At 63.6% G+C, this 25,551-nt stretch carries 23 protein-coding genes and 1 tRNA gene; 11 read left to right on the top strand and 13 right to left on the bottom strand.

Annotation, left to right across the window (positions count from 1 at the left end):
- Nucleotides 1–1,067: IS21-like element IS408 family transposase (gene istA / locus ACSHSS_RS02265; protein WP_445544519.1), on the bottom strand; the 1,067-nt coding region annotated here is incomplete at its 3' end.
- A gap of 368 nt (nucleotides 1,068–1,435) precedes the next feature.
- On the opposite strand from istA, the gene ACSHSS_RS02260 reads away from it, so the two are divergent.
- Entirely contained in the window at nucleotides 1,436–2,095 is a 660-nt protein-coding gene (locus ACSHSS_RS02260) for a hypothetical protein (RefSeq protein ID WP_212160511.1), read from the top strand.
- 31 nt (nucleotides 2,096–2,126) lie between these two features.
- Here ACSHSS_RS02260 and ACSHSS_RS02255 read toward each other — a convergent pair whose 3' ends face one another.
- The 8 genes from ACSHSS_RS02255 to ACSHSS_RS02220 all read right to left on the bottom strand — a co-directional run bounded on the left by ACSHSS_RS02255 (nucleotide 2,127) and on the right by ACSHSS_RS02220 (nucleotide 10,627).
- Nucleotides 2,127–4,331, bottom strand: coding sequence for an AAA family ATPase (locus ACSHSS_RS02255; protein WP_212160507.1), 2,205 nt, complete (start codon nucleotides 4,329–4,331; stop codon nucleotides 2,127–2,129).
- Nucleotides 4,332–4,557: 226 nt separating this feature from the next.
- Nucleotides 4,558–5,079 carry a hypothetical protein gene (locus tag ACSHSS_RS02250; protein WP_212160496.1) on the bottom strand — a complete coding sequence of 174 codons (522 nt, stop codon included), beginning with the start codon at nucleotides 5,077–5,079 and terminating at the stop codon, nucleotides 4,558–4,560.
- 9 nt (nucleotides 5,080–5,088) lie between these two features.
- Nucleotides 5,089–7,269, bottom strand: a complete 2,181-nt coding sequence (locus ACSHSS_RS02245) for a DotA/TraY family protein (protein WP_249170453.1) — start codon at nucleotides 7,267–7,269, stop codon at nucleotides 5,089–5,091.
- Complete coding sequence (locus ACSHSS_RS02240) at nucleotides 7,266–7,571, bottom strand: hypothetical protein (RefSeq protein ID WP_212160491.1); 306 nt, start codon at nucleotides 7,569–7,571, stop codon at nucleotides 7,266–7,268. Before ACSHSS_RS02240 ends, ACSHSS_RS02245 begins: the two co-directional genes overlap by 4 nt.
- A gap of 109 nt (nucleotides 7,572–7,680) precedes the next feature.
- Complete coding sequence (gene trfA / locus ACSHSS_RS02235; RefSeq protein ID WP_445544517.1) at nucleotides 7,681–8,589, bottom strand: plasmid replication initiator TrfA; 909 nt, start codon at nucleotides 8,587–8,589, stop codon at nucleotides 7,681–7,683.
- Entirely contained in the window at nucleotides 8,586–8,765 is a 180-nt protein-coding gene (locus ACSHSS_RS02230; RefSeq protein ID WP_212160486.1) for a hypothetical protein, read from the bottom strand. The genes trfA and ACSHSS_RS02230 overlap by 4 nt, the downstream gene beginning before the upstream one ends.
- A gap of 620 nt (nucleotides 8,766–9,385) precedes the next feature.
- Nucleotides 9,386–9,462: transfer RNA gene (locus ACSHSS_RS02225), tRNA-Pro, on the bottom strand.
- Between the two features lie 169 nt (nucleotides 9,463–9,631).
- Entirely contained in the window at nucleotides 9,632–10,627 is a 996-nt protein-coding gene (locus ACSHSS_RS02220) for a polyprenyl synthetase family protein (protein WP_006400420.1), read from the bottom strand.
- Nucleotides 10,628–10,836: 209 nt separating this feature from the next.
- Here ACSHSS_RS02220 and rplU point away from each other — a divergent pair, with 209 nt between their 5' ends.
- The 4 genes from rplU to proB all read left to right on the top strand — a co-directional run bounded on the left by rplU (nucleotide 10,837) and on the right by proB (nucleotide 13,943).
- The gene (rplU, locus tag ACSHSS_RS02215; protein WP_006025184.1) at nucleotides 10,837–11,148 is read left to right on the top strand and encodes a 50S ribosomal protein L21; all 312 of its coding nucleotides are present in this window, start codon (nucleotides 10,837–10,839) and stop codon (nucleotides 11,146–11,148) included.
- Between the two features lie 24 nt (nucleotides 11,149–11,172).
- Nucleotides 11,173–11,436, top strand: a complete 264-nt coding sequence (gene rpmA, locus ACSHSS_RS02210; RefSeq protein ID WP_006400419.1) for a 50S ribosomal protein L27 — start codon at nucleotides 11,173–11,175, stop codon at nucleotides 11,434–11,436.
- A gap of 186 nt (nucleotides 11,437–11,622) precedes the next feature.
- Nucleotides 11,623–12,732 carry an Obg family GTPase CgtA gene (gene cgtA, locus ACSHSS_RS02205; RefSeq protein ID WP_006400418.1) on the top strand — a complete coding sequence of 370 codons (1,110 nt, stop codon included), beginning with the start codon at nucleotides 11,623–11,625 and terminating at the stop codon, nucleotides 12,730–12,732.
- A 92-nt stretch (nucleotides 12,733–12,824) separates the two neighbouring features.
- Nucleotides 12,825–13,943 (top strand): glutamate 5-kinase, encoded by a 1,119-nt coding sequence (proB, locus tag ACSHSS_RS02200; protein ID WP_006400417.1) that lies wholly within the window; start codon nucleotides 12,825–12,827, stop codon nucleotides 13,941–13,943.
- 109 nt (nucleotides 13,944–14,052) lie between these two features.
- On the opposite strand, the gene ACSHSS_RS02195 is transcribed toward proB, so the two are convergent.
- Together ACSHSS_RS02195 and ACSHSS_RS02190 are read right to left on the bottom strand one after the other, a co-directional pair.
- Nucleotides 14,053–14,661 (bottom strand): CNP1-like family protein, encoded by a 609-nt coding sequence (locus tag ACSHSS_RS02195; RefSeq protein WP_006400416.1) that lies wholly within the window; start codon nucleotides 14,659–14,661, stop codon nucleotides 14,053–14,055.
- Nucleotides 14,662–14,674: 13 nt separating this feature from the next.
- The gene (locus ACSHSS_RS02190; protein ID WP_006400415.1) at nucleotides 14,675–15,322 is read right to left on the bottom strand and encodes an RNA pyrophosphohydrolase; all 648 of its coding nucleotides are present in this window, start codon (nucleotides 15,320–15,322) and stop codon (nucleotides 14,675–14,677) included.
- A gap of 218 nt (nucleotides 15,323–15,540) precedes the next feature.
- On the opposite strand from ACSHSS_RS02190, the gene ACSHSS_RS02185 reads away from it, so the two are divergent.
- Together ACSHSS_RS02185 and ACSHSS_RS02180 are read left to right on the top strand one after the other, a co-directional pair.
- Nucleotides 15,541–17,277 carry a proline--tRNA ligase gene (locus ACSHSS_RS02185; protein WP_006400413.1) on the top strand — a complete coding sequence of 579 codons (1,737 nt, stop codon included), beginning with the start codon at nucleotides 15,541–15,543 and terminating at the stop codon, nucleotides 17,275–17,277.
- A 21-nt stretch (nucleotides 17,278–17,298) separates the two neighbouring features.
- On the top strand, nucleotides 17,299–17,907 hold the full coding sequence (locus ACSHSS_RS02180; RefSeq protein WP_006400412.1) for a MarC family protein: 609 nt from the start codon (nucleotides 17,299–17,301) through the stop codon (nucleotides 17,905–17,907).
- Between the two features lie 94 nt (nucleotides 17,908–18,001).
- Here ACSHSS_RS02180 and ACSHSS_RS02175 read toward each other — a convergent pair whose 3' ends face one another.
- Both ACSHSS_RS02175 and ffh read right to left on the bottom strand, forming a co-directional pair.
- Nucleotides 18,002–18,553, bottom strand: coding sequence for a hypoxanthine-guanine phosphoribosyltransferase (locus ACSHSS_RS02175; RefSeq protein WP_006400411.1), 552 nt, complete (start codon nucleotides 18,551–18,553; stop codon nucleotides 18,002–18,004).
- 94 nt (nucleotides 18,554–18,647) lie between these two features.
- Complete coding sequence (gene ffh, locus ACSHSS_RS02170) at nucleotides 18,648–20,015, bottom strand: signal recognition particle protein (RefSeq protein ID WP_006400410.1); 1,368 nt, start codon at nucleotides 20,013–20,015, stop codon at nucleotides 18,648–18,650.
- Nucleotides 20,016–20,104: 89 nt separating this feature from the next.
- On the opposite strand from ffh, the gene ACSHSS_RS02165 reads away from it, so the two are divergent.
- From ACSHSS_RS02165 to ACSHSS_RS02150, 4 genes are all read left to right on the top strand, one after another.
- Nucleotides 20,105–21,001 (top strand): cytochrome C assembly family protein, encoded by an 897-nt coding sequence (locus ACSHSS_RS02165; RefSeq protein ID WP_054315726.1) that lies wholly within the window; start codon nucleotides 20,105–20,107, stop codon nucleotides 20,999–21,001.
- 13 nt (nucleotides 21,002–21,014) lie between these two features.
- Nucleotides 21,015–21,320 carry a PP0621 family protein gene (locus ACSHSS_RS02160; RefSeq protein WP_006400408.1) on the top strand — a complete coding sequence of 102 codons (306 nt, stop codon included), beginning with the start codon at nucleotides 21,015–21,017 and terminating at the stop codon, nucleotides 21,318–21,320.
- Nucleotides 21,317–21,907 (top strand): 1,6-anhydro-N-acetylmuramyl-L-alanine amidase AmpD, encoded by a 591-nt coding sequence (ampD, locus tag ACSHSS_RS02155; RefSeq protein WP_006407619.1) that lies wholly within the window; start codon nucleotides 21,317–21,319, stop codon nucleotides 21,905–21,907. The genes ACSHSS_RS02160 and ampD overlap by 4 nt, the downstream gene beginning before the upstream one ends.
- A gap of 449 nt (nucleotides 21,908–22,356) precedes the next feature.
- The gene (locus ACSHSS_RS02150) at nucleotides 22,357–25,344 is read left to right on the top strand and encodes a ribonucleoside-diphosphate reductase subunit alpha (RefSeq protein WP_006407618.1); all 2,988 of its coding nucleotides are present in this window, start codon (nucleotides 22,357–22,359) and stop codon (nucleotides 25,342–25,344) included.
- Nucleotides 25,345–25,551 lie beyond the last annotated feature (207 nt).

The following is a 25,551-nucleotide window of genomic DNA, read 5'->3' as shown; positions in this document are numbered from 1 at the left end:
ACGCTGTAATAGTGGCCGCCGACATCGACGTGGTAATCGATGTTCACACGGCACTTCTGGAAGGTGGCGATCTCGTAGCGACGCACGGGCAACGGGCGCAGGACGGGTTGGTCCAGCCGTTCGAACCATTCACGCCGGTTGCCTTCGAGCCGCTTGAACGGGCGCTGGTTTAGGTCGGCGATCAGTTCTGCAATCGCCTTGTTGAGTTCAGCCAGACTGTAGAAGCGATAGTGGCGCAGTCGGGCCAGCACCCAGCGCTCGACGATCTGCACGCCGACTTCGACCTTGGCCTTGTCCTGCGGTTTGCGCGGACGCGCCGGCAGCATCGCGGTGCCGTAGTGGTTCACGAAGTCCTGCGTGGTCGTGCCGAGTCCGGGTTCGTAACGGTCGGGTCGCGCGATCAGCGCCTTCGGGTTGTCGGGCACGAGCAGCTCGGGCACGCCGCCAATGAACTCTAGCGCATCGCACAGGCTGCCGATCCAGTCCGCCATCGTCTCGGTGCGCGTCGCGCACGCGAACGTGTAGTTGGATGCGCCGAGCACGGCAACGAACACGTGCGCCTCGAACTCGACGCCGCCATCGCTCGCCAGGACCGGCACGGTGGGACCCGCGAAGTCCGCGAACAGCTTCTCGCCGGCGCGGTGCTGCTGACGCATCGAGCGCTTGATCGACTTCGCCCAGTCCTTGTACTTCTGGCAGAACTGCGTGTAGCGGTACGTCCGCTGGCCGGGGTTCGCTTCAGCGTATTCTTCCCACAGCAGTTGCAGCGTCACGCCCTTGCGGCGCAGCTCGCGATGCAATGCCGTGTAGTCGGGCTCGATGCGTCGCGTCGTCGTCGCCGCGGCATTGGTTGCCGCAGGCCTCAGGCGCGCGTCCAGTTCGTCGTCGGACATTGCTTCGGCTGCCGCCCAATCGAGTCCCGCCTGGCTGGCTTGGGCCGCGAACTTCGAGACGGCACCGACGCTGATGCCGATAGCCCGGCTGATCTGCCGATGCGTCAGGCCACACGCCCACTTTAGTCGCAGGACTTCCTTCAATTTGCGCATGCTCATCCGAGGTGTCGGCATCGGCACTTCTCCCGCAAAAAAGGGAGCAGGCTAACGCCGTCGGTGAATACATGCGCAACGCCACCGCCAGACTCAAACCCGGATTACGTTCCGGTTACGTGATCACCCGTTTCGGTCCCGTGATCGCTCATTCCGGCATCGTGATCACGCGTTTCGGAAACCTGTGATCAGCGATCACGATCAACCGAAACGGGTGATCACGATCATTCGGAATCCATGATCACGATCCGCCGAAATGCGTGATCACGTTCGCCGGAATACGCATCATATGACCTGAAGCTGGCCCGGCCGCTGTCCACTGAGGCCGCCGTGGGGACGTCGGCCGGGTGAACGGGATATCGATCGCAGTTATACATGGAGGAATGCATATGTCGGCCCTGCCGATTCCCATGGATCGCTTCTGGCGGGCGGATTTGTGGACCGTCCCAACAGGTGAGGAAATCCGACAGGTAATTGAGGTGAGTCGACTGTCTGCACAGGAGACGGCGGCACTTCTAGGTCTTGCCGACAGCAGTTTCGTGGAGCGCTGGCTGGACGATGTATCACCGATCCCGTATTCGGCTTGGGCGATGCTGTGTGCCAACGCAGGACTTGGATCTATATGGAATTCCGGCCCAGGACCGGAGCTGGCGCTGGAAGACTACTTTCGGCCGCGCGCGAAAAAGGAGCGACGCGTCTACGAGAATTTCGAAGTCACGGCGACGAGCGACCCTTTCGCATGCGTAGTCGAGGTCAATCTGGCGCTTCTCAGTTGGGCTTTGAAGGGCGACTCAATCTGGGCTGCCAATTCCTCGGAAAGGAACAGGGAGACTTTCCGGCCGGATCGGTACGCACGAGTCCATCAAGAGTTTACGTCGGGTGAGGTCGTTTACATGCCGTATCTTTCCTTTGACCGCGGTCGTACTACGATCACGGATGGCCGCCATCGGCTGTACGCATTGATCGACCTCGGTTACACCCACTGCCCTATTGTGGCGGACTCTGACCATGTCGCTGCCATCGCGACGCTGATGCGGGACGAGCCGTAATCTGCTGCGTGGCGTAATGGCTAGAGGACGTCTAGCTCGTTTCCGCTATCAGCACTGCATAGTGATCAGGGTCCGCACGCTCCATCGCTCGCATGACGCGCTCCACCATGCCTCGTGACATCGCGGGGAAGTCGGAGAACTCCAGTAGACGAAGGGTTGAAACGCTGTGCGATCCCTCGTCCACGTACCTTGCTACCGCGCCGCGCTCCACTTCGTCGTCGAACAAGAGGTCTAGCTTGGACGAGTAAGGCTGGGGCGTCGGCCTCCTGAACCCCAGGTACATTTCCAGGAATCTCCTAAGGAGATTCGGACAGCTCAGGTAGGCATCGATGTCATGGCTGGTGCTCACCTGGAATTTTCGCAGGCAGTAGAAGACGTGGTGATAGTCAGAGCGGAACTTCGCTAAGTGTGCCGGAAGCACTAGCAACTGACTGCCGCCGTCACCCTCCCGATGGACGAGGAACGCCGCATGTCCCTTCTTGAACTTCCCTGCGCGGTCGGCCCAGTCCTGCTTGATAGTATTAAAGAACTCCGAGCTGTGCGTCGAAATGAAGAGTTGCCGGCATGCCTTCAGGCTCGAAATGAGTAGATAGGCTACGTCATAGATGTGGTTGGCGTCCAGGCTACAGATCGGGTCGTCGATGAAAACGACCAGGTCCTCAAGCCTCTGCCCGTTCTGCCCAAGGCTGGTGAGGAAATACGCAAGCGAAATCGCCGTCCGTTCCCCGTCGCTCATGTTGGTAGCCGACTGCCCCTCTCGAATGAACCGAATCCGCTTGTCTTGAGCCTGCTCGACGGAGATGCGCGGACCGAGCAGCCGCTTTAAGAGGTGATTGATCTGGCTTGCCGCCACCGAGCTACGCTGTAGTTCGGCCTGCGCTGCTTCCGATTGCCCCTTGATCTTCTGACCGACCTTCTGCACTCGCTCCAAAATCGCGCTCGCCTGACCGAGTGCTTCGCGCGCCTCCGTCGCGCCTGGGTCGAGCAGGTACCGGGCCGCGAAATGAGCCTTGACCTTGTCAGCTGCACTCCGGCGCGTGGCGGCCAATTCGTCACATGCTCGGTTGTGCTCGTCCTTCGCCTGCTGGAGGTCCGCAAGAATCGCCTGCAGAGCGGGGGCCTGGTCGTCGGCCGGCTCCACAGACAACACGGTCTCCATGTTCGCCAGCTTCTCGCGAAGCAGTCGCGCCCGATAGGATCGAATTTCATTCTCGCGGGCGTCCCACGCTTCAAGGCGGCGCAGCGCCTCTTGGGCTTTGGTCCGTACGCCGGGAACCCACTCTTTCTCATGCGGGAAGTTTGGCAATGCCCTTGGCTGTTCCAAGCGCCCGATCGCGGCCTGGATGGCCGCGTGCTGGCGGCGATACTCGTCGGAAAAGTGCTTGGCATACGCCTCCAATGCCTGCGCCGCGTCGCCTCCACAAAAGGCACAGGTGGCGGTGTGCTCATGGAACTGCAGGCCAGTGCGCACCCAGTCGCTCAGCGCAGGGGCCTCGGTCAGGCGCTTGATGGCGTTCTGCTGGGGCGCTTCCTTCAACAGCTGGGCAACATCATTGATCCCAGGAGGCTGGGGCGGTGTCACCACCGGAAAATTGCGAAATGGCGCAAATTCACTCTGGTCACGTGCCTGAGCAACTGCTCCTTGCAGCGTGATTTCGTCGAGTAGATGTTCGGCCGGGCTTGCTAAGCCCTGCGCAAGTCCTTTCAGATTTGGGGCCCTGAAATCTCGGATACCCAGCATCGTTCCGCAGTCACGGGCTAGGTCGGTTGCCGCCTTCTCCCTGGACCCGTTAGCGTCGCGTTGCCTTTCCTGGACGGACCGATACATCCCTGCCAGTCGTTCCCGTCGTCGCGTCAACGACGCAATACGGTTGCTCAGCCGAATGTTCTCTTGGCCAACGATGAATAGCGCGGGCGCGTGTGTGTAGTCGTCTCGCTGCAGGTTGTCGTCAATGAAGTCGCGATTGAAGATGCGTACCGGCAGACGACTACGGTCCTGGTCTCTCGCGCTGTCCAGGACGTCGTTCCCGACGCTTACGCGAACGCGGGCGTTGGGCGGCAGCCGTGTACCGCCGGACCCACTGAACAGGCCGATTATACGAGAAAGGGTGGTTTTGCCGGATGCGTTCCAGCCATAAATTAGGTTGTAGCGCTCGAAGTCCGGCGCGGTGCTCGTTCTCCCATCGTAGCCGCTCCATACCGCCGCGCTTGCAATAGATTCAATACGTCGAAACATACTTCCCCCGTTCAAGTATGGCTGGTCAAGAGCGCCAGTCTTTTCGACAATTTACCGCAGTCCGTTCCTGTCTTCGCTGCCGCTGCACTATTGCCAGCCAACGACGGCTTAGGGGGCAACGTTCGCCGCCTGCATGGGAGGTCGTCGCGCCGCGCGAGATTCGACACGGCTTCGGATTTGGCGCAAGACCGGGCCGACAGACCCGGTTGGTCGGCTTCGTCGGCTGCTACGTAGCATGTTCCAAAGCATAGCGAATGCGAGCGCCGGCATCTTCAGCTTGAAGTCTGTTGACGCGAATCTCCATTGAAGGATTGGAGAAGTCGCGGAAGCTGAACGTGAATGCGGAGTGAACCGAGTCTCCGGCGTCGCTCACCTCGGCGCTTTGGATGTAGGCGATCGGTTCGTACTTTGCGACGTTCTTCTCACGATCAATGACCACGGCCTTGCCCATCATGGCGTCAATGCCGACATACCGCGTGTTGAGATAGTCGGCAACCTCGACCTGCGGCCGGAAGCTCGGTGCGATCGAGGCGATTAGCCTGCGCATGTCGCGATTGCGCGATCGGCGCCATTTCGATAGCAGTAGAAGGCCGCCGGCGACCCACGCAGCAGATGCAACCATTGCCACGAGGGCCGCGCCCGAGTGCAGGAATCTTCCGCCCCACACCGAGTACACGAATGCGGGGAGCGCGGCCAACACGGACGTCGCGATATAGAACAGCTCGGATGCAAGTCTCAGCAATCGCATTGCATTCTCCTATTCCTTGATGCCATCGGACTTGGACGAAGGATTCGTCCCGCCCAGTGGGCGCCTGCCATTGCCACCTGACGGGCGAATATCGAATTTTGCCAGCAGGGTATTGACCGCAGCCTTGGTCCGATCGCTGTGGTCAGTGCCGACCATAGCTGGCGAGTGACCTCCGACCCAGTTGATCACCTTGTCCGGCACCAGGAAGATCAGATTAAAGCAGCTATGCACGAGGTTGAGACACATCGAAAAATAAATCGTGCAATAGGCCAGCATCGAGCCAATACCGGTCAGCGAATCGAACTGCGCGTTGGCGAGGGCGACGCCGAACCCTTCGTTCAGCAACGTTCCTCCGGCAACAATTCCCGCGCCTCCGAGGAAGAAGCCAATCACCATCAGGATAGGACGAACCATCATTTCCAGGAGGAAGATGTAGCCGTGGGCAGTCTTGTGGCCGAGGCCGTCGCCCTCTCCGCCGAGATGCGTGATTGCCCACAGCGGGGCCGCGATCACGCCTTCGCCGACAACGACGAGCCAGTTTACGGCGGCACCGAACCAGATGACGAACGGCACCATCGGCAGGTAAGTTGACAGGCCGAGGCCGAGCAACAGCGCGGCAATGATGATCATCATGATGATCGGCCCGGCACCATCCAACGCGCCCTTGATGAAACTGATCGCACCGCTGGCGTCGACTACCCGTGATGCGAGACCCGCGATGCTGAAGCTTTCGCTAGTCTTCTCGAGCCCCTTGGCAGTCAAGTATCCTGCTAGGCCGATTTCGGCGACGCCAGTAAGATGGTCGCCGAGGTTTTTCATCTTGATAAGAGGGTTGAGTTGACCGCGCGACTCGGCGCCATCGTTGATATTAGTGATTGCCCCCGTCAACGTTTGTCCGGGCGAGCTGAAGAGCTTTGCAAGGATGTTGCCACCGTCGTCTTGTCGTTGCGTGCCGAGCGGAGTAGCGTGCGTCGTCGCTGCGCGGCCCTGCTGCGCCTGATACGCGTTCAGTGCCGCCGTGTAGACGGTCATCATGCCGGGATCGCCGCTGATCGATGCGCCGAACGTCGTTGCCTTACCGGCTACAGCATCGGATAGCTTCGTGTTGGCCGCAGCGAAGGTCTGATACCACTGACCGAGCGTCCACCAACCACCGTCCTTGATGGACGAGCTGAGCTGGCTGGCCAACTCACCAATGCTGCCCTGTTTCGTAGCCGCCATCGAGTTAACGGTGTTTTCGTACTGCTGAGCCGCAGCCTGAATGGCGACTTCGGTGTCAGGCAGTGTGCTGTTGCCGGCCGTGCTGCGTGTTGTTACCGCGTTGACGAACTGTAGCGCGGATTCGCTCAGGGATTTTTCCATGCTCGAGAGTGCTTGGAGGTGTGCCCTGCGAATATCGGCAACGTCGATCGTGCTCGAGAGCCAACTCGTCGAACTGGGCTGCGGTTCGAGGTTGGGGTCAATATTGGCGCCGCCGCACACGAAACTCTTGTTGGCGAGGAGGAACCCGGTATCTGTCGCTTGCGTCTGCACGTAGCTGTTTTCGGGAAGGAGCGCCCCTTCACTCGAGCCCATAGTCAAGCCTGCGTTGATGCCGTGGCGGCACAACTCAATCTCGAAGATCTTGTGAGCCAGTTCATTAGTGCTGGGCATGACGGGCTGCAACACCATTCCCTTTCCGTCGTTAAACGCTGTGACGGCGGCGTCGACGCCGAGATTCGCTACTCCTACGCCCATTACCGCAGCGCCCCACAGCATCAGCAGCTGAGCGAGCGACCAGCCGTTTGCCGTCGGCACGAGTGAAGCAAGGCCCCACACGATCCGGATCGGCCCCCACATCGTGTGCTTTTCGCGGTCGAACACAGCGCCGTCGTGTGCCGTTTGCGACACCTTCCGGAACATGACATAGCACGCGAAGAGCGCGCCAACAATTAGCAGCGCACCGTTCGCGACTTGGAAGATTCCCGCCAGTATCGTGTCGCTGCCACCAGCGCCGCCGGTTGCAAGCGGATTGTTGACGACGTTGCCGTAGATGGTGACGAGTGCCTCGCGTGATTTGTCGCCCGACCGCTGCGCTGCCTGGGTGATTTCGCCGAGCGTTGTCCCGTCGGCGAACGCCGGCATGGACATCCAGCAACCGGCGATAAGCAGCAGGAGGGTCAGGGGGCGCGTAGTCTTCATGCGGTTCATCGCTGTTCCTCCCGTTGATCGGTTTTGCTCCGCCGGAATTGAATTTCGTGGTCGAAGACGTGGGCCCACCAGAACCGCCGTCGGTAGTAGTCGATACACGGTCGGTCGGGATGGCGTGCGCGCCACAGCAGCTCATCGGAGAACCAGACGAGGACGGTCGTTATGACCAATAGGAGCGACCAAACAAGTGGTTGGAAAAGCCGCTCGGTGAGAAGGCCGAAGAGCGACCCGACGGCGAAAAAGAGGAACACGCGCTTCAGCGCCAGTTGCTTCGCGACTTCTTGTTCATCAGGGCTTGGCATTTTTTTTTATTCCTTGGATTTACGCGTTTGCATATGTATGTACATACGCACGTACGTACACGACTGCGCCGGATCGGCAGGCTGCGCGGAACCGGGCGGCTCGCGTGGCTTATAGCTTGGTCCACACCGCTTGCTCCAACCCGCGCGTGCTGATTCCGATGTGCGCGGCGGCAATGACTTCAACACGCTCCAGCTCCGCGAGGGCCGCACACAACGACGTTCGGAACTTGTTCAGAGGGCTGGTGTATTGAAGCTTGGCTTTGAGCCAATCGAGGCCGTATCGCTGCACCTTGTCGGCGGAGGTTGCGACGAGACGCTGCAGCGTTTTCGCCATGTCCTGGCCTCGCTTGATTGCTAGGCGCTTCTCCCAATCGATACGCGCGAACTCCTGGTTGCTGTACATGGCGATCCATCGGCGGTCGATCACGAAGGTGTACTGTTTGCGAGATGCGTCGTATTTGAAGTTATCGATCATGCGTATTGCGTCGCCGTGGGAATCACCGTCGCCAATGCGGTACTTGTTGACGACATCGATGATCAATGAGGCCTTGTAGAGAGCCTCCACGGCTCGTCGAAGCCACCGATACTCGGCTCCGCCGATCTGCCGGCCCATCGCGTCCAGAAGCGTTGCGCTGCGCACATTAAACGGCTCGCCTATTGGCGAGGCGGAGGCGACATACATGATTTGCATCCAAACGTCCGCTTGGCTTTCGTCGAGCTGTACACCGGTGAATCTGATCTTCACATCGCGGCGGGTGACTAGGACGTGATCGTTGAGAAGCGGTCGCCGATGGTTTTTTGACACAGGAGCAAACAAGCTGCTGCGGGCAATGTGGTTTGGCATGGCTCGCATGGATGGTTCCAAGCCTGGCAAGGATTCTTGGCGAGGTCGTGCCCGCTCGCGGCCTGCCCTCTCCTGTATTCGCAGCCACACGTCGGTGTTGAGGATGTTGTCAGCGGGGCGTGGCCGGCGGGTCTCTCGGCGATAGTCGCTGTCTTCGCGGTGTGGGGAGCTCATCGTTCTGCCCCTGCGCTGTATTCGTAACCTTGCCGCTCGGCGTCCCCCTCGATCCAACCGGAAAAGTAGGAAAAGGCGTCGAGGTTGGCGGGGCATGGCGTCATTGCGTGGCCGACCTCGCCGGCGTCAAATCCCGCGTGCCACGCTTTGGGATCAATGCGCACGGCGACGTTCATTGCGCCCCCTTGGTCGGGGAGCGCGATTCCGTCGCTTGGCGCTGCCAGGCTAATTGCTGGGCTTTTGTCGGGCGGCCGCGTGGGCGTCGAGCGGCCGGAGGCGGCGGCTCTCGGCTCGCGTCAATCCACGCGAGAACCTCGTGTTCGTACCAGCACAGCCGACGGCTGTGCGGCATCTTAAAAGGGCGGGGGATGAGATGCCGGTACTTAGCGTTCGTCGCGCAAGTACGGATGGTTGTCGGTGCTTTCCCGATCAGCTCGGAAAGCTCCTCGATGAAGATGACGCGCCGGGAGGCGTCATTCTTGAGACGAGCAAAACCATTCATAGAGATACCTTTTAAAAGGTTGCTCCTAGACGGTTTTGCTACAGGTCGGAGACTGGTAGCCGCCAGTGGTTCCGACCGATCCTTGCGCTCTCACGATAGAGAATCGAACATCCAAGCCACCACCGAAGCGTTGGGCGCGCATGAATGCCGACATGAGGAAAGATAGTACAAAAGAAAATGTCCCGTCAACTGACGGGACATTCTTGGGACAACCAGAAGGGAGATTTACTCTAACTCGACATGAACAGTGAGTTAGAAAAGGATCGATAAGCCTTTGATCCTTCTAAGAAATTCTGGTCGGGGTGAGAGGATTCGAACCTCCGGCCTCTACGTCCCGAACGTAGCGCTCTACCAGGCTAAGCTACACCCCGATTTGGACTCTTCCGATGTTGCCGTCTTCTTCAAGACAGCTGCGTCGTCGAGCAAGAACATAACTATATCAGCGCTTTTTCGAAAATGGAATACCTTGGGAAAGAAAATTTTCGAAGCACGTGATCGGCGCGGTCATGGCGTCCTGCTGCAGCGCCTGCCTCCGCGCCCTTACGACTGCCGCGACGTCGAATACGAGCACAGCGCGAGCAGGCTTTCCTTATATGTCGAATCGGGAAACGCGGTGATCGCCGCTGCGGCCGCCAGCGCTTCCTGGCGTGCGCATTCGAGCGTGTGATCGAGCGCGCCCGAGCGCGTGATCGCGTCGAAAATGGTATCGAACCGATCGGTGCCGCCCTGTTCGATCGCTTCGCGCGCGAGCGCCGCCTGCTCGGGCGTACCGCGCTCGATCAGATAGATCAGCGGCAGCGTCGGCTTGCCTTCGCGCAGATCGTCGCCGGCGTTCTTGCCCATCGCTTCGGCCGTGCCCGCGTAATCGAGCCAGTCGTCCATGATCTGGAACGCGGTGCCGATCCGGCGGCCGTATTCGGCGGCCGCGGCCTCGGTCGGTGCGTCGGCGCCCGCGAGCACCGCGCCCAGACGCGCCGATGCTTCGAACAGCTTGGCCGTCTTGTAGCGGATCACCTGCATGTAGCGCGTTTCGTCGACGTCCGCGTCGTGCATGTTCAGAAGCTGCAGCACTTCGCCTTCGGAAATGATCGTCGTCGCTTCGGACAGAATCTCCATCACGCGCATCTTGCCGACGCCGACCATCATCTCGAACGAGCGCGAATAGAGGTAGTCGCCCACCAGCACGCTCGCCGCATTGCCGAACAGCGCGTTGGCCGTCTCGCGGCCGCGTCGCAGCTCCGATTCGTCGACGACGTCGTCGTGCAGCAGCGTCGCCGTATGAATGAACTCGACGACGGCGGCCAGCACGTGCCGCTGATGCGACGTTTCGCCGAGCGCGCCGGCCACGAGCAGCAGCAGTGCCGGGCGCAGCCGCTTGCCGCCCGCGCCGATGATGTACTCGGCGATCTGGTTGATCAGCAGCACGTCGGACGCGAGGCTTTGCCGGATAACGCGATTCACCTGCTCCATGTCGCTGGCGATCGGGGCGAGCAGGTGGGCGGCGCTGAGGGAGGGGGAGGCGGTGGACGACGACATGATGATGGAATTGGGTGATGCCGCGGATTATAAGGCGAATCGGCAATATTCCGGTCTGTCGCACGTTGCGCGCCCGCGATTTTGGCCGTCCGGCCGAGGCCGGCGCGCGGCAATCGTCGATCGGCTTTGACTTCGATGCTAACTCTCTGTATAATCACGCCTTTTCCGCGCGTGGTGTGCGGAAAAATGGATCCAGAGTGAGGTTCTCAATGTACGCGGTCATAAAAACCGGCGGCAAGCAGTACAAGGTTGCCGTTGGCGAAAAACTGAAAGTAGAACAGATACCGGCTGACATTGACGCTGAAATCACGCTCGACCAGGTTCTCGCAGTGGGCGAAGGCGAATCGATTAAGTTCGGTACGCCGCTGGTCAGTGGGGCTTCCGTCAAGGCCACCGTCGTGTCGCACGGTCGTCACGCCAAGGTCACCATCTTCAAGATGCGTCGCCGGAAGCACTACCAAAAGCACGGCGGCCACCGCCAGAACTACACTGAGCTGCGCATCGACGCGATCAACGCGTAAGCGCCTCGGTAAAGGAGCAATCAGATGGCACACAAAAAGGCAGGCGGCTCGTCCCGTAACGGCCGCGACTCCGAGTCGAAACGTCTCGGCGTGAAAGTGTATGGCGGCCAGGCGATCAACGCCGGCGGCATCATCGTGCGTCAGCGCGGCACGCGCATGCACGCAGGCGAGAACGTCGGCATGGGCAAGGATCACACCCTGTTCGCGCTGGTCGACGGTCACGTGAAGTTCGCGACGAAGGGCGCGGACAAGAAGCATACGGTCATCGTCGTCCCGGCAGCTGCCTGAGTTCAGGCATCACGGGCTTCGTAGCCGAAAGGCCCCGCAGTCTTCGCGGGGCCTTTTTTATTGGTCGCCGCGCGCAGGTGCGCGCCGGCGGCCGTCGCAAAAACCGGCGCACGATTGGCCGAACGGCCGATTGTTCAAGCGCGCCGGCGCGCGGCACAATAGCGGAAATACTGGGCGGAGTAACGAATGAAGTTCATTGACGAAGCGCGAATCGAAGTCATTGCCGGCGATGGAGGCGATGGCAGCGCGTCGATGCGCCGCGAAAAATTCGTTCCGTTCGGCGGGCCGGACGGCGGCGACGGCGGCCGGGGCGGCAGCGTCTACGCAATCGCCGACCGCAACATCAACACGCTGATCGACTACCGATACGCGAAGAAGCATTTGGCGCGCAACGGCGAAAACGGCCGCGGCTCCGATTGCTACGGCAAGGGCGGCGACGACATCACGCTGCGCATGCCGGTCGGCACGGTGATCACCGACATGGACACCGGCGAGCTGATCGCCGATCTGACCGAGCACGACCAGCAGGTGCTGCTCGCGAAAGGCGGCGCCGGCGGCCTCGGCAACCTGCATTTCAAGTCGAGCACGAACCGCGCGCCGCGGCAGAAGACCGACGGCAAACCGGGCGAGCGACGCATGCTGAAGCTCGAGCTGAAGGTGCTCGCCGACGTCGGCCTGCTCGGCATGCCGAATGCGGGTAAGTCGACGTTCATCTCCTCGGTGTCGAACGCGAAGCCGAAGATCGCCGACTACCCGTTTACGACGCTCGCGCCGAATCTCGGCGTCGTGCGCGTCGGCCCGAGCAAGAGCTTCGTGATCGCCGACATCCCCGGGCTGATCGAGGGCGCGGCCGAAGGCGCGGGCCTTGGTCATCAGTTCCTGCGGCACCTGCAGCGCACCGGTCTGCTGCTGCATCTCGTCGACATCGCGCCGTTCGACGAAGGCGTCGATCCGGTCGCCGAAGCGACGGCGATCGTCGGCGAGCTGCGCAAGTACGACGAGGCGCTCTACGAGAAGCCGCGCTGGCTCGTGCTGAACAAGCTCGACATGGTGCCCGAGGACGAGCGTGCGGCACGCGTCGCCGATTTTCTCGAGCGCTTCGACTGGCACGGCCCCGTGTTCGAGATTTCCGCGTTGACGGGGCAGGGCTGCGAAGCGTTGTGCTACGCGATCTACGATTATCTGGCCGAGCATTCGGACGCGCATCGCGCGGCGGAGGCGGAAGATCTGGCGGCAGACGTGCGCTTCCGCGATGCGCCGCCGGCCGCCAACGCTGCGCCGGGCGACGACGCCTGAGCGTACCCGTCACGCGCCGGTCTGCGTCGGTCCGGCGCCGGAATTGAATCGCGCCCGGCCGGGCAGGCATCAGATACAGGAGACAGCGCACGATGCGTTCGATCATCGCGGATTCGAAGCGATTGGTAGTGAAAGTAGGCTCCAGCCTCGTGACGAACGACGGCAAGGGGCTCGATCATGCGGCAATCGGCCGCTGGGCTGCGCAGATCGCGGCGCTGCGCGCGCAGGGCAAGGAAGTCGTGCTCGTCAGTTCGGGCGCGATCGCCGAAGGCATGCAGCGGCTCGGCTGGAGCAAGCGGCCGCGCGAGATCGACGAGCTGCAGGCCGCGGCCGCGGTCGGCCAGATGGGGCTTGCGCAGGTCTACGAGAGCCGCTTCACCGAGCACGGCATTCGCACCGCGCAGATCCTGCTCACGCATGCGGATCTCGCCGATCGCGAGCGCTACCTGAACGCGCGCTCGACGCTGCTGACGCTGCTGCGTCTCGGCGTGGTGCCGATCATCAACGAGAACGACACGGTCGTCACCGATGAAATCAAGTTCGGCGACAACGATACGCTCGGCGCGCTCGTCGCGAACCTGATCGAAGGCGACGCGCTGATCATCCTGACCGACCAGTCGGGGCTGTTCACTGCGGATCCGCGCAAGGATCCGGCGGCGACGCTCGTCGCCGAGGCGAATGCGGGCGCGCCGGAACTCGAGGCGATGGCGGGCGGCGCCGGCTCGAGCCTCGGCCGCGGGGGCATGCTGACGAAGATACTCGCGGCGAAGCGCGCCGCGCACAGCGGCGCCAACACGGTGATCGCGAGCGGCCGCGAGCCTGACGTGCTCGTGCGTCTGGCCGGTGGCGAGGCGATCGGCACGCAGCTGATCGCGCGCACCGCGCGGATGGCGGCGCGCAAGCAATGGATGGCCGATCATCTGCAGGTGCGCGGGCACGTCGTGATCGATGCCGGCGCGGTCGAGAAGCTGACGGCCGGCGGCAAGAGCCTGCTGCCGATCGGCGTGACGGACGTGCAGGGCGCGTTCGCGCGCGGCGAGGTGATCGCGTGCGTCGGCCCGGACGGGCGCGAAGTCGCGCGGGGCCTCACGAACTACAGCAGCGCCGAGACCAAGCTGATCCACCGCAAGCCGAGCGGCGAAATCGAAAGCGTGCTCGGCTACATGCTCGAGCCCGAGCTGATCCATCGCGACAACCTGGTGCTCGTCTGAACGCAGCGCGCGCAGTCGCGCCATGCGTTCATCGCCGCCGAAATGAAAAAAGCCCGCTCGATGCGGGCTTTTTGCCGAACGCCGCCGACGCTGCCGGCGCCACGTACGATCAGCGCAGCTGGCTCATCGCGGTGCGGTGAAAGCGGATGTTCTCGACGATCTGCTGCGCGGTGCCTTGCGGCATCTTGTTCGCGCAGAGGTAGTCCTGATAGAGCGCCGCGTGATACGCGTTCAGCTCGCCGTTCTCGATGCGTCGCCAGTCGTTCTCGACCGTGCGGTCCCAGCCGTCGTGATCGGAATTCAGCCCCGCGTACTGCCGCCATTCGTACGTATCGCAGCGGATCCCTTCGTAGTTCACGTTGCGTGCGCCGGCCGGGCTCGTGACGACGACCGTGTAACGCACGACGCCGTCGCTGCCGACCGTCAGCGATTTCGCGTCGACGAAGAACTTCAGCGGCGTGTTCTGCGACACGTTGAACGGCAGCAGGTCGGCCGTTTGCGGCAGCGCCGGCAGCGTGTCGACCGGGTTTTCCTTCCAGTTCCCCTGGCGGTCCAGCAGATACACGAACGCGCTGTCGTCCTTGTTGGTCGGCGTTTTCGAATTCGCGCAACCGGCCAGTGCGGCGGCCGCGGCGATCGACGCGAGCGCGAGAGCAATCGCTTTCAATATGCATTCCTCGTAAAAAAAGGGCGCGACACCAAGGTCGCGCCCGGTCATGCAGTCCGACTCGTCATTTGCCGACGATCACGCGGGGCGGCATCTCGTCGAGCGTGCTCGCCTCCACTTCGACCTCGGAACAGACGACCGATGTGTCGACAATCGTCAGCGTCTCGGTGGGTTGCGCGGCGATCACGCGCGGATAGCGCGGCAGACGCGGCCCACGGGGCTTGTCGGCTCGCTGCGCCGGGCGGCGCAGGAAGCGCGACAGTTCCGTCAGCGCCAACTGATAGACATCCCGCTTGAACTCGATTACCGCATCGAGCGGCACCCAGTACTCGTTCCACCGCCACGCATCGAACTCCGGGTGATCGGTCGCGCGCAAGCAAATGTCGCAGTCGCGTCCGAGCATCCGCAGCAGGAACCAGATCTGTTTCTGGCCGCGGTAATGACCGCGTACTTCGCGTTTGATGAACTTGTCAGGCACCTCGTAACGCAACCAGTCGCGAGTGCGGCCGATTATCTTGACGTGTTCCGGCAGCAGGCCAGTTTCCTCGTGCAGTTCCCGGTACATCGCCTGCATGGGGGTCTCGCCGTACTTGATCCCGCCTTGAGGAAACTGCCAGGAGTGCTCGCGGAGCCGTTTGCCCCAAAACACCTCGTTGCGCGCGTTCAAGAGGATGATGCCGACGTTCGGGCGAAAGCCTTCACGATCCAGCATACAACCACCTTCGAATCCTTTAAAATTGCTTTGATTATAAACAGATAACGGGCGCTGCGCACCGTGACGGAGCGAATCCGCGCAAGGCGCGCCGGCTGAATTGTCCCTGATTTGTCTGCTACGTCATCTGCGCCATCGTCGTTCGTCGCGCGCAGCTTTTTCACCTTGAATCTTTTTCGGGCGCCCTGCCTGGGGGCGCCGTTTTTGGAACCGTCCGCATGAAAGCTTCCCGTTTCTTTATCGGCACCCTCAAAGAAGCACCGGCCGACGCAGAGATCGTCAGTCACAAGCTGATGGTGCGCGCCGGCATGATCCGTCGCGTCGCCGGCGGCATCTACAACTATCTGCCGATCGGTCTGCGCTCAATTCGCAAGGTCGAGGCGATCGTGCGCGAGGAAATGAACCGGGCGGGCGCCGTCGAACTGCTGATGCCGGCCGTGCAGCCGGCCGAACTGTGGCAGGAGTCGGGTCGCTGGGAGCAGTACGGCCCCGAGCTGCTGCGCTTCAAGGACCGCAAGGACAACGACTTCGTGATCGGGCCGACGCACGAGGAAGTCGTCACCGACATCGCGCGCAACCAGATCAAGAGCTACCGGCAGATGCCGGTGAACTTCTATCAGATCCAGACGAAGTTCCGCGACGAGATCCGTCCGCGTTTCGGCGTGATGCGCGGCCGCGAGTTCATCATGAAAGACGCGTACTCGTTCGACAAGGACGCGGAAGGCCTGCGCGAGTCGTATCGCAAGATGTATGACGCGTACGTGCGCATCTTCACGCGCCTCGGCCTCGAATTCCGCGCGGTCGCGGCCGACAGCGGCTCGATCGGCGGCAACTTCTCGCACGAGTTCCACGTGATCGCCGATACCGGCGAGGACGCGATCGCCTACTGCCCGAGCTCCGAGTTCGCGGCGAACGTCGAGGCGGCCGAAGCGCTGCCGCTGATCGCCGAGCGCGCGGCGCCCGCCGAAGCGCTGACGAAGGTCGCGACGCCGGGCAAGGCGAAGTGCGAGGCCGTCGCCGAGCTGCTGAACATCCCGCTCGAGCGCACGATCAAGTCGATCGTGCTCGCAACCGACAACGAAGGCGCCGAGCCGACCATCTGGCTCGTGATGCTGCGCGGCGATCACGATCTGAACGAGATCAAGGTATCGAAGCTGCCGGGGCTGAAGAACCATCGTTTCGCGACCGAGCAGGAAATCGTCGAGTGGTTCGGCACGCCGCCCGGCTATCTCGGCCCGATCGGCACGAAGAAGCCGGTGAAGGTGATCGCCGATCGCACGGTCGCGAACATGAGCGATTTCGTGGTCGGCGCGAACGAGGTCGACTATCACATCGCCGGCGTGAACTGGGGCCGCGATCTGCCGGAGCCCGAGGTCGCCGATGTGCGCAACGTGAAGAAGGGCGATCCGTCGCCGGACGGCAAGGGCGCGATCGACATCTGCCGCGGCATCGAGGTCGGCCACGTGTTCCAGCTCGGCACCAAGTACTCGGAAGCGATGGGCGCGACGTTCCTCGACGAATCGGGCAAGCCGCAGCCGATGCTGATGGGCTGCTACGGGATCGGCGTCACGCGTATTCTCGGCGCGGCGATCGAACAGAACTTCGACGACAAGGGCATCATCTGGCCGGAGTCGATCGCGCCGTTCGAAGTCGTGCTGTGCCCGATGGGCTACGACCGCAGCGACGCGGTGCGCGAGGCGGCCGACAAGCTGTACGCGGAACTGACGGCGGCCGGCATCGACGTGATCCTCGACGATCGCGGCGAGCGTCCGGGCGTGATGTTCGCCGACTGGGAACTGATCGGCGTGCCGCACCGCCTCGTGATCGGCGAGCGCGGGCTGAAGGACGGCAAGATCGAGTACCAGGGCCGCCGCGACACCGAAGCGACGCTGCTGCCGGCCGGCGAGGCCGCGGCGACGGTCGCGGAGAAGGTCCGCGCGGCGCTCGCGCACTAAGCGGATCGGACGGGGAACGCGGTGGAGTACACCTTCCTGTCGGCTACCGTGCTTCTCGTGCTGATCACCGATCCGCTCGGCAACATCCCGCTGTTCATTTCGGCGATGCGCGACGTGCCGCGCGAGCGGCGCGTCAAGCTGATCCTGCGCGAGGTCGGGATCGCGTTCGTGATCCTGCTGTTCTTCATGGTGGTCGGCGACCGCTTCCTGCGGATGATGAGCCTGACCGACCTCTCGCTGCGCCTCGGCGGCGGGATCGTGCTGTTCCTGATCGCGCTGCGGATGATCTTTCCGCATCCGGACGGCGCGCTCGGCAGCGATCCGCGGGCGGGCGGCGAGCCGTTCATCGTGCCGCTCGCGATCCCCGCGCTCGCGGGGCCGTCCGCGCTCGCGACGGTCATGCTGCTGACGTCGCAGGCGCCCGGCAAGATGTTCGAATGGGTCGGTGCGCTGACCGTCACGATGATCCTCTGCGCGATCACGCTGGTGCTGGCCGAACGGATCCAGCAATGGCTCGGCGAGCGCACGGTCGCCGCGTTCGAGCGGCTGATGGGCCTCGTGCTCGTCGCGATCTCGGTCGAGATGCTGCTGGCCGGCATCCGCGCGTTCGTCCACCAGCTGCAGACCTGACGCGCGTTTCGCGCGCGACGACGAAAAAAAGCGGCGCTCCGGGCATGAACCCGGGCGCCGCTTTCCGTTTGGCGCCGGCGAAGCCGGCGTGCGCTCAGACGTTCGCGGTCAGCGCGCGGATCGTCGGCAGGTTGCGCCAGTAGCCCTTCGCGTCCATCCCGCAGCCGAACACGTAGCGGTCCGGCACCGAGAAACCGCAGAAGTCGGGATGCAGCGGCTTCGCCTTCGCGAGCGTCTTCTCGCACAGCACGGCCGACATGAAGCGCTTCGCGCCCATGTCGAGGATGCGGTCGCGGATCGCGGCCATCGTCTCGCCTTCGTCGAGGATGTCGTCGAGCACGAGCACGATGCGGTCTTTCACCGACTCGCGCGGCGCGACGCGCCAGTGCATCTCCGGGCTGCCCTGCGTCGTGTTGCGATAGCGCGTCAGGTGGATGTAGTCGAATTCGAGCGGGAAATCGAGATGCGGCAGCAGCATCCCGGTAAACACCGCCGCGCCGCCCATCACCGACAGAACGAGCGGGAACGCGTCGCCGATCTCGGCGCGGATCGCGTCGGCCATCCGGACGATCGATGCGTTGACGGCGTCCGCCGAGACGATCTCTTCGGAGTGTTCGAAAATGTGGAGGGCTTCTTCGCGGTTCATGTGTTCTGGCGGACAGTCGGTATACAAATAAGAGTGAAGCACAACGGCCGGTGCGCGCTACGGCAAAAACCCGCGCGCCGGCCGGCGGACGGAATCAGCGCAGACCGGGCATCATGCCCTTCAGGCCGCGCATCATCTTCTGCATGTTGCCGCCCTTCAGCTTCTTCATCATCGTACGCATCTGATCGTACTGGTTCAGCATCCGGTTGACTTCCTGCACCGGCACGCCCGCGCCGGCTGCAATGCGGCGCTTGCGCGTCGCCTTGATGATTTCGGGTTTCGCGCGCTCGGCCGGCGTCATCGAGTTGATGATCCCTTCCATCCGGCGGATCTGCTTCTCGGCCTGGCCCATGTCGGCGCCGGCTGCGGCCTGCTGGAACTGCGCGGGGAGTTTGTCCATCAGCGACGACAGCCCGCCCATGTTCTTCATCTGCGAGATCTGCGCGCGGAAATCGTTCAGGTCGAAGTCGCCGCCTTTCTTCACCTTGTCGGCGAGCTTCTGCGCGGCCTGCACGTCGACGCCGCGCTGCGCTTCCTCGACGAGCGCGAGGATGTCGCCCATGCCGAGGATCCGGTTGGCCATCCGGTCGGGGTGGAACACCTCGAGGCCGTCGAGCTTCTCGGCGACGCCGACGAACTTGATCGGCTTGCCCGTCACGTGCCGCACCGACAGCGCGGCGCCGCCGCGCGAGTCGCCGTCGAGCTTGGTCAGCACGACGCCCGTGAGCGGCAGCGTGTCGTTGAACGCCTTCGCGGTGTTGACGGCATCCTGGCCGAGCATCGCGTCGACGACGAACAGCGTTTCCGCCGGTTTCAGCACGCCGTGCAGCGCGGCGATTTCCTGCATCATCGCTTCGTCGATACCGAGCCGGCCGGCCGTATCGACGATCAGCACGTCGTGGTAGTGGCGCTTCGCCCAGTCGACGGCCGCAACCGCGATGTCGACCGGCTTCTGGTCGGGCGTGGACGGGAAGAAGTCGGCGCCGACCTGTTCGCTCACCGTTTTCAGCTGCATGATCGCGGCCGGGCGATAGACGTCGCACGACACGGTCAGCACCTTCTTCTTGTACTTCTCGCGCAGCAGTTTCGCGAGCTTGCCGGCCGTCGTCGTCTTGCCGGCGCCCTGCAGGCCGGCCATCAGGATCACGGCAGGCGGCGAGACCGCGAGGTTCAGCTCGGCGGCCTTGCCTTCGTAGTCGCCGCCGATCACGGCGGTCAGCTCCTTCTGCACGACGCCGACGAGCGCCTGGCCCGGCGACAGGCTGCTGATCACTTCCTCGCCGAGCGCCTTTTCCTTGACCTTCGCGATGAATTCGCGGACGACCGGCAGCGCGACGTCGGCCTCGAGCAGCGCGAGACGCACTTCGCGGAGCATTTCCTGCGTATTCGCCTCGGTGAGCCGGGCTTCGCCGCGCAGCGTCTTGACGACGCGCGCCATCCGTTGAGTGAGATTGTCGAGCATGGGGAGCGATGGACAGTGGGGCCCGAAGGCGCGGCGGTCATCGAATAACGGAGCCGTCGCGGGAAGGGGGCCTAGTGTAAACTTCGAACATGGATATTGTACTGTATGCCCTCACCGCATTCCTGTACGGCGGCCTTGCCGTCGCAGGCTGGCGCACGCATCGGCAGGGCGCGGCGTCGCCGCTCGTCGCGAGCGTGCCGGCCGTGCCCGTTCCGGCGTCGGCCGCGTCCGGGATGAGCGGCGTCGGGCGCGCGCTGCTGTTCGCCGCGCTCGTCGCGCACGGTGTGCTGCTGCACATGACGATCTTCCCGCACGACGCGATGATCTTCGGTTTCGCGTTCGCGCTGTCGGCGATGTTCTGGCTCGGCGCCGGCATCTACTGGATCGAGAGCTTCTTCTTCCCGCTCGACAGCCTGCGTCTGCTCGTGCTGCCGCTCGCCTGCGGCGCATCGCTGCTGCCGCTCGTGTTCGGCGGCGTGCGGGTGCTGCCTTATGCCGCAGCACCGCTGTTCAAGCTGCACTTCCTGATCGCGAACATCGCGTACGGACTGTTCGCGATCGCGGCGCTGCACGCGGTGCTGATGCTGATGGTCGAGCGGCGCCTGCAGTCGCTGCGAAGCGGCGGGCGCGACGGCTCGACCGGCTGGATCGCGAGCTGGCTCGAAACGCTGCCGCCGCTACTCACGCTCGAGAAGCTGCTGTTCCGCCTGATCGGCGCCGGCTTCGTGCTGCTCACGCTGACGCTCGCGTCGGGCATCCTGTTCAGCGAGCAGGTCGATGCGCGCGCATTGCGCCTCGATCACAAGACGGTGTTCGCGATCCTGTCGTGGCTGATGTTCGGCGGCCTGCTGATCGCGCGCAAGACGTCCGGCTGGCGCGGGCGCGGCGCGGCGCGCTGGGTGCTCGTGTCGTTCGCCGCGCTGCTGCTCGCGTATGTCGGCAGCCGGTTCGTTTTCGAGGTGCTGCTGCACCGCTCCGTCGTTTGACCGCAGGTTTCCGATGCGACAGATTCTTCTCCTGATTCTTCTCTTCTTCGCCGGTTCGTGGCTCGCGCGCAAGCTGCGTCACGCGCAGGAGCAGGCGCGCGCAGGCCGCGGCGCCGATGCGTCCGGCGCGCCGGGCTACGGCGCCGGTGCCGCGCGTCCGAACGGCGATGCGCGCTCGCTGCCGGAGCCGATGGTGCGCTGTGCCGAGTGCGGCGTGCATGCGCCGAAGGGCGATGCGATCGCGGCCGCGAGCGGCGAATACTTCTGCAGCACCGAGCACGCGCAACGTCACGCCGCACGCGCGGGCGGCGCGCGATGACCGACGCGCGACGGCTGTCGGTCGACGCGGCCGGCTGGGTGCGCGAAGCGCGCCACGCGCGCTCGCCGAACTTCGAGGCGCGGCCCGCGGGCGCGGTGCCGTCGCTCGTGATCGTGCACAACATCAGCCTGCCGCCCGGCGAGTTCGGCGGCGACGCGATCGAGGCGCTGTTCCTGAATCGCCTCGACTGCGACGCGCACCCGTACTACCAGCGTCACCTGCGCGACGTGCGCGTCTCCGCCCATTTCCTGATCCGCCGCGACGGCGAGCTCGTGCAGTTCGTGTCGTGCGACGAGCGCGCGTGGCACGCCGGTGCGTCCGAGTTTTTCGGCCGGCCGCGCTGCAACGACTTCTCGATCGGCATCGAGCTCGAAGGCGCGGACGACGTGCCGTTCGACGATGCGCAATACGCGACGCTCGCCGTGCTCGCGCGTACGCTCGCCGCGCGCTATCCGGTCGACGCCTTCGCCGGGCATTCCGACGTCGCGCCCGGCCGCAAGACGGACCCCGGTCCGCATTTCGATTGGCAACGCTTCGCGCGCGATGCCGGGTTCGGCGCCGAATACTTTCCTTTCCGGCAGCAGTGAGCGCAGGGTTTTTTGACCGGAAAAACCCTTTTCTCGGATCAATGCCTTGTCGCGTCTGCCCGTGCGCGATGTCAAGACCTCCGGCGCAAATTCTCCGTTTGGACCTCGCTCGAATGTCCACTATACTTGGTGCCTGTTGAGCAGTTCTGCACTAGATATAGTGTGTGTCGCAGGGGAAACCCGAGCGGCACCGGCCGGCGGGCAACGCCGGCGAACGGGGTTCTCAGGGCGGCGCGTCAGGCCGGGCAGTCCAGGCGCCGCAATCAGCGCAGCGAACATCGCGGGTAGGGTAGACATGACGAAGCACACGACCGAACCGGTTGTCGCGCATCGACGGAACCGGCTTCCCCGACGCATCGCTCGCCTCTTACCGCTTGCGCACCGCATCGCGCAGCGTTCGTTTTAATCCGCGGTTCTCTCCGCACCATCCAACACCAGGAGCTTTGCACATGCAAACCACCGACAACGCGACGTCCCAGTACGAGAGCGCATCGAGCCGTCCTCTCGGCGGGGCCGAACAAGGCGCGCCGGCGCTCGCGCCGCAGGCAACGTTCGCCGACTACAAGGTGATCCGCCGCAACGGCAGCGTGGTGGCGTTCGAGCCGTCGAAGATCGCGATCGCGGTGACCAAGGCTTTCCTGGCCGTCAACGGCGGGCAGGGCGCCGCGTCCGCGCGCGTGCGCGAGCTGGTCGACCAGCTCACGCGCAACGTCGTGCGCGCGCTCGTGCGCAGCCGCCCGAACGGCGGAACGTTCCATATCGAAGACATCCAGGATCAGGTCGAACTCGCGCTGATGCGCGGCGGCGAGCACAACGTCGCGCGCGCGTACGTGCTGTATCGCGAGAAGCGTCACCTCGAGCGCCAGCATGCGGGCGAGGAAACGGCGGCCGTGCGCGAGACGACGGGCGGCATCAACGTCGTCGACAACGGCGTCACGCGTCCGCTCGACATGAACGCGCTGCGTGCGCTGATCGTGTCGGCATGCGACGGCCTCGGCGCTGCGGTTAACCCTGATCCGATCGTCGCGGAGACGGTGAAGAACCTGTACGACGGTGTGCCGATGAGCCAGGTCTACGACTCGGCGATCCTCGCTGCGCGCACGATGATCGAGAAGGATCCGGCATACAGCCAGGTCACGGCCCGCATCCTGCTGCACACGATCCGCCGCGAGATCCTCGGCGAGGAAGTCGTGCAGGCCGACATGTCGACGCGCTACGCCGAATACTTCCCGCAGTTCCTGAAGCGCGGCGTCGAAGCCGGCCTGCTCGACGACAAGTTGCTGCAGTTCGACCTGAAGCGCCTCGGCGAAGCGCTCGACGCGAGCCGCGACCTGCAGTTCGGCTACCTCGGCCTGCAGACGCTGTACGACCGCTACTTCCTGCACGTCGACGGCACGCGCATCGAAATGCCGCAGGCGTTCTTCATGCGCGTCGCGATGGGCCTGTCGCTGAACGAGATCGACCGCGAAGCGCGTGCGATCGAGTTCTACAACGTGCTGTCGAGCTTCGACTTCATGAGCTCGACGCCGACGCTGTTCAACTCGGGCACGCACCGCTCGCAGCTGTCGTCGTGCTATCTGACGACGGTCGCGGACGACCTCGACGGCATCTATGAAGCGCTGAAGGAAAACGCGCTGCTGTCGAAGTTCGCCGGCGGCCTCGGCAACGACTGGACGCGCGTGCGCGCACTCGGCTCGCATATCAAGGGCACGAACGGCAAGTCGCAGGGCGTCGTGCCGTTCCTGAAGGTCGTCAACGACACGGCCGTCGCGGTGAACCAGGGCGGCAAGCGCAAGGGCGCGGTCTGCGCGTACCTCGAATCGTGGCACCTCGACATCGAGGAATTCCTCGAGCTGCGCAAGAACACGGGCGACGACCGTCGCCGTACGCACGACATGAACACGGCGAACTGGATTCCCGACCTGTTCATGAAGCGCGTGATGGAAGGCGGCGAATGGACGCTGTTCTCGCCGTCGACCTGCCCGGATCTCCACGACAAGTTCGGCGCGGACTTCGAGGCGGCTTACACGGCTTACGAAGAGAAAGTCGCGCGCGGCGAGATCAAGCTGTTCAAGAAGATTCCGGCGCAGCAGCTGTGGCGCAAGATGCTCGGCATGCTGTTCGAGACGGGCCATCCGTGGATCACGTTCAAGGATCCGTGCAACGTGCGCTCGCCGCAGCAGCACGTCGGCGTCGTCCACTCGTCGAACCTGTGCACCGAAATCACGCTGAACACGAGCGACACCGAAATCGCGGTCTGCAACCTCGGCTCGGTGAACCTCGTCGCGCACCTCGTCAAGCAGCCGGACGGCACCTACGCGCTCGACCACGACAAGCTGAAGCGCACGATCAGCGTCGCGATGCGCATGCTCGACAACGTGATCGACATCAACTACTACGCGGTGCCGAAGGCGCGTAACTCGAACCTGAAGCACCGTCCGGTCGGCCTCGGCATCATGGGCTTCCAGGACTGCCTGCACCTGCTGCGCACGCCGTACGCGTCGGAAGCGGCGGTCGAGTTCGCCGATCGCTCGATGGAAGCGGTCTGCTACTACGCCTACTACGCGTCGACCGAGCTGGCCGAGGAACGCGGCCGCTACTCGAGCTACCGCGGCTCGCTGTGGGATCGCGGCATCCTGCCGCAGGACACGCTGAAGCTGCTGGCCGAAGCGCGCGGCGGCTACGTCGAGGTCGACTCGTCCGAATCGCTCGACTGGGCGACGCTGCGTGCACGGATCGCGACGCACGGGATGCGCAACTCGAACTGCGTCGCGATCGCGCCGACGGCGACGATCTCGAACATCATCGGCGTGTCGGCGTGCATCGAGCCGACCTTCCAGAACCTGTACGTGAAGTCGAACCTGTCGGGCGAGTTCACGGTCGTCAACGAGTACCTCGTGCGCGACCTGAAGGAGCGCGGCCTGTGGGACGAAGTGATGGTCGCCGACCTGAAGTACTTCGACGGCATGCTGTCGCGCATCGACCGCATCCCGGCCGACCTGCGCGCGATCTACGCGACCGCGTTCGAGGTCGATCCGAAGTGGCTGGTGGAGGCCGCGTCGCGTCGCCAGAAGTGGATCGACCAGGCGCAGTCGCTGAACATCTACATGGCCGGCGCATCGGGCAAGAAGCTCGACGAGGTCTACAAGCTCGCGTGGCTGCGAGGCCTGAAGACGACCTACTACCTGCGCACGATGGCGGCGACGCACGTCGAGAAGTCGACGGTCGCGCACGGCGCGCTGAACGCGGTGCCGACGAGCGGCGGCGGCGCGGCAGGCGGCGCGCAGGGCGCAGCGGGCGGCTTCGGTGCGGCGGGCGGCGATGTGTCGTCGGGCGCGCTCGATGCAGCGGCGCTCGCGCCGGTCGAGGCGGAAGGTCCGGTGTGCACGATGCGTCCGGGCGACCCGGGCTTCGACGAATGCGAAGCGTGCCAGTAACGCTGCACGCCTGAGTCGAAGAGACTGCGGGCGGCGCGCACGACGAGCGATCCAGGTTGAAGTGCGCGCCGCTCTCTACTAAAAAAATGATAAGGAATCTGTAACGCGACATCTGCGTTACAGGCAACGACGAGCGATCGAGACATCCCCGACGACGTCGCGTTTCGATCAGCGTTCGATGCGTCGAGCGCACCTCGCAAACGATGT

The sequence above is a fragment of the Burkholderia sp. BC1 genome, from assembly GCF_052683555.1.
Note: the sequence above shows the minus strand (reverse complement) of the source record. Positions and strands in the feature narration are given on the sequence as shown.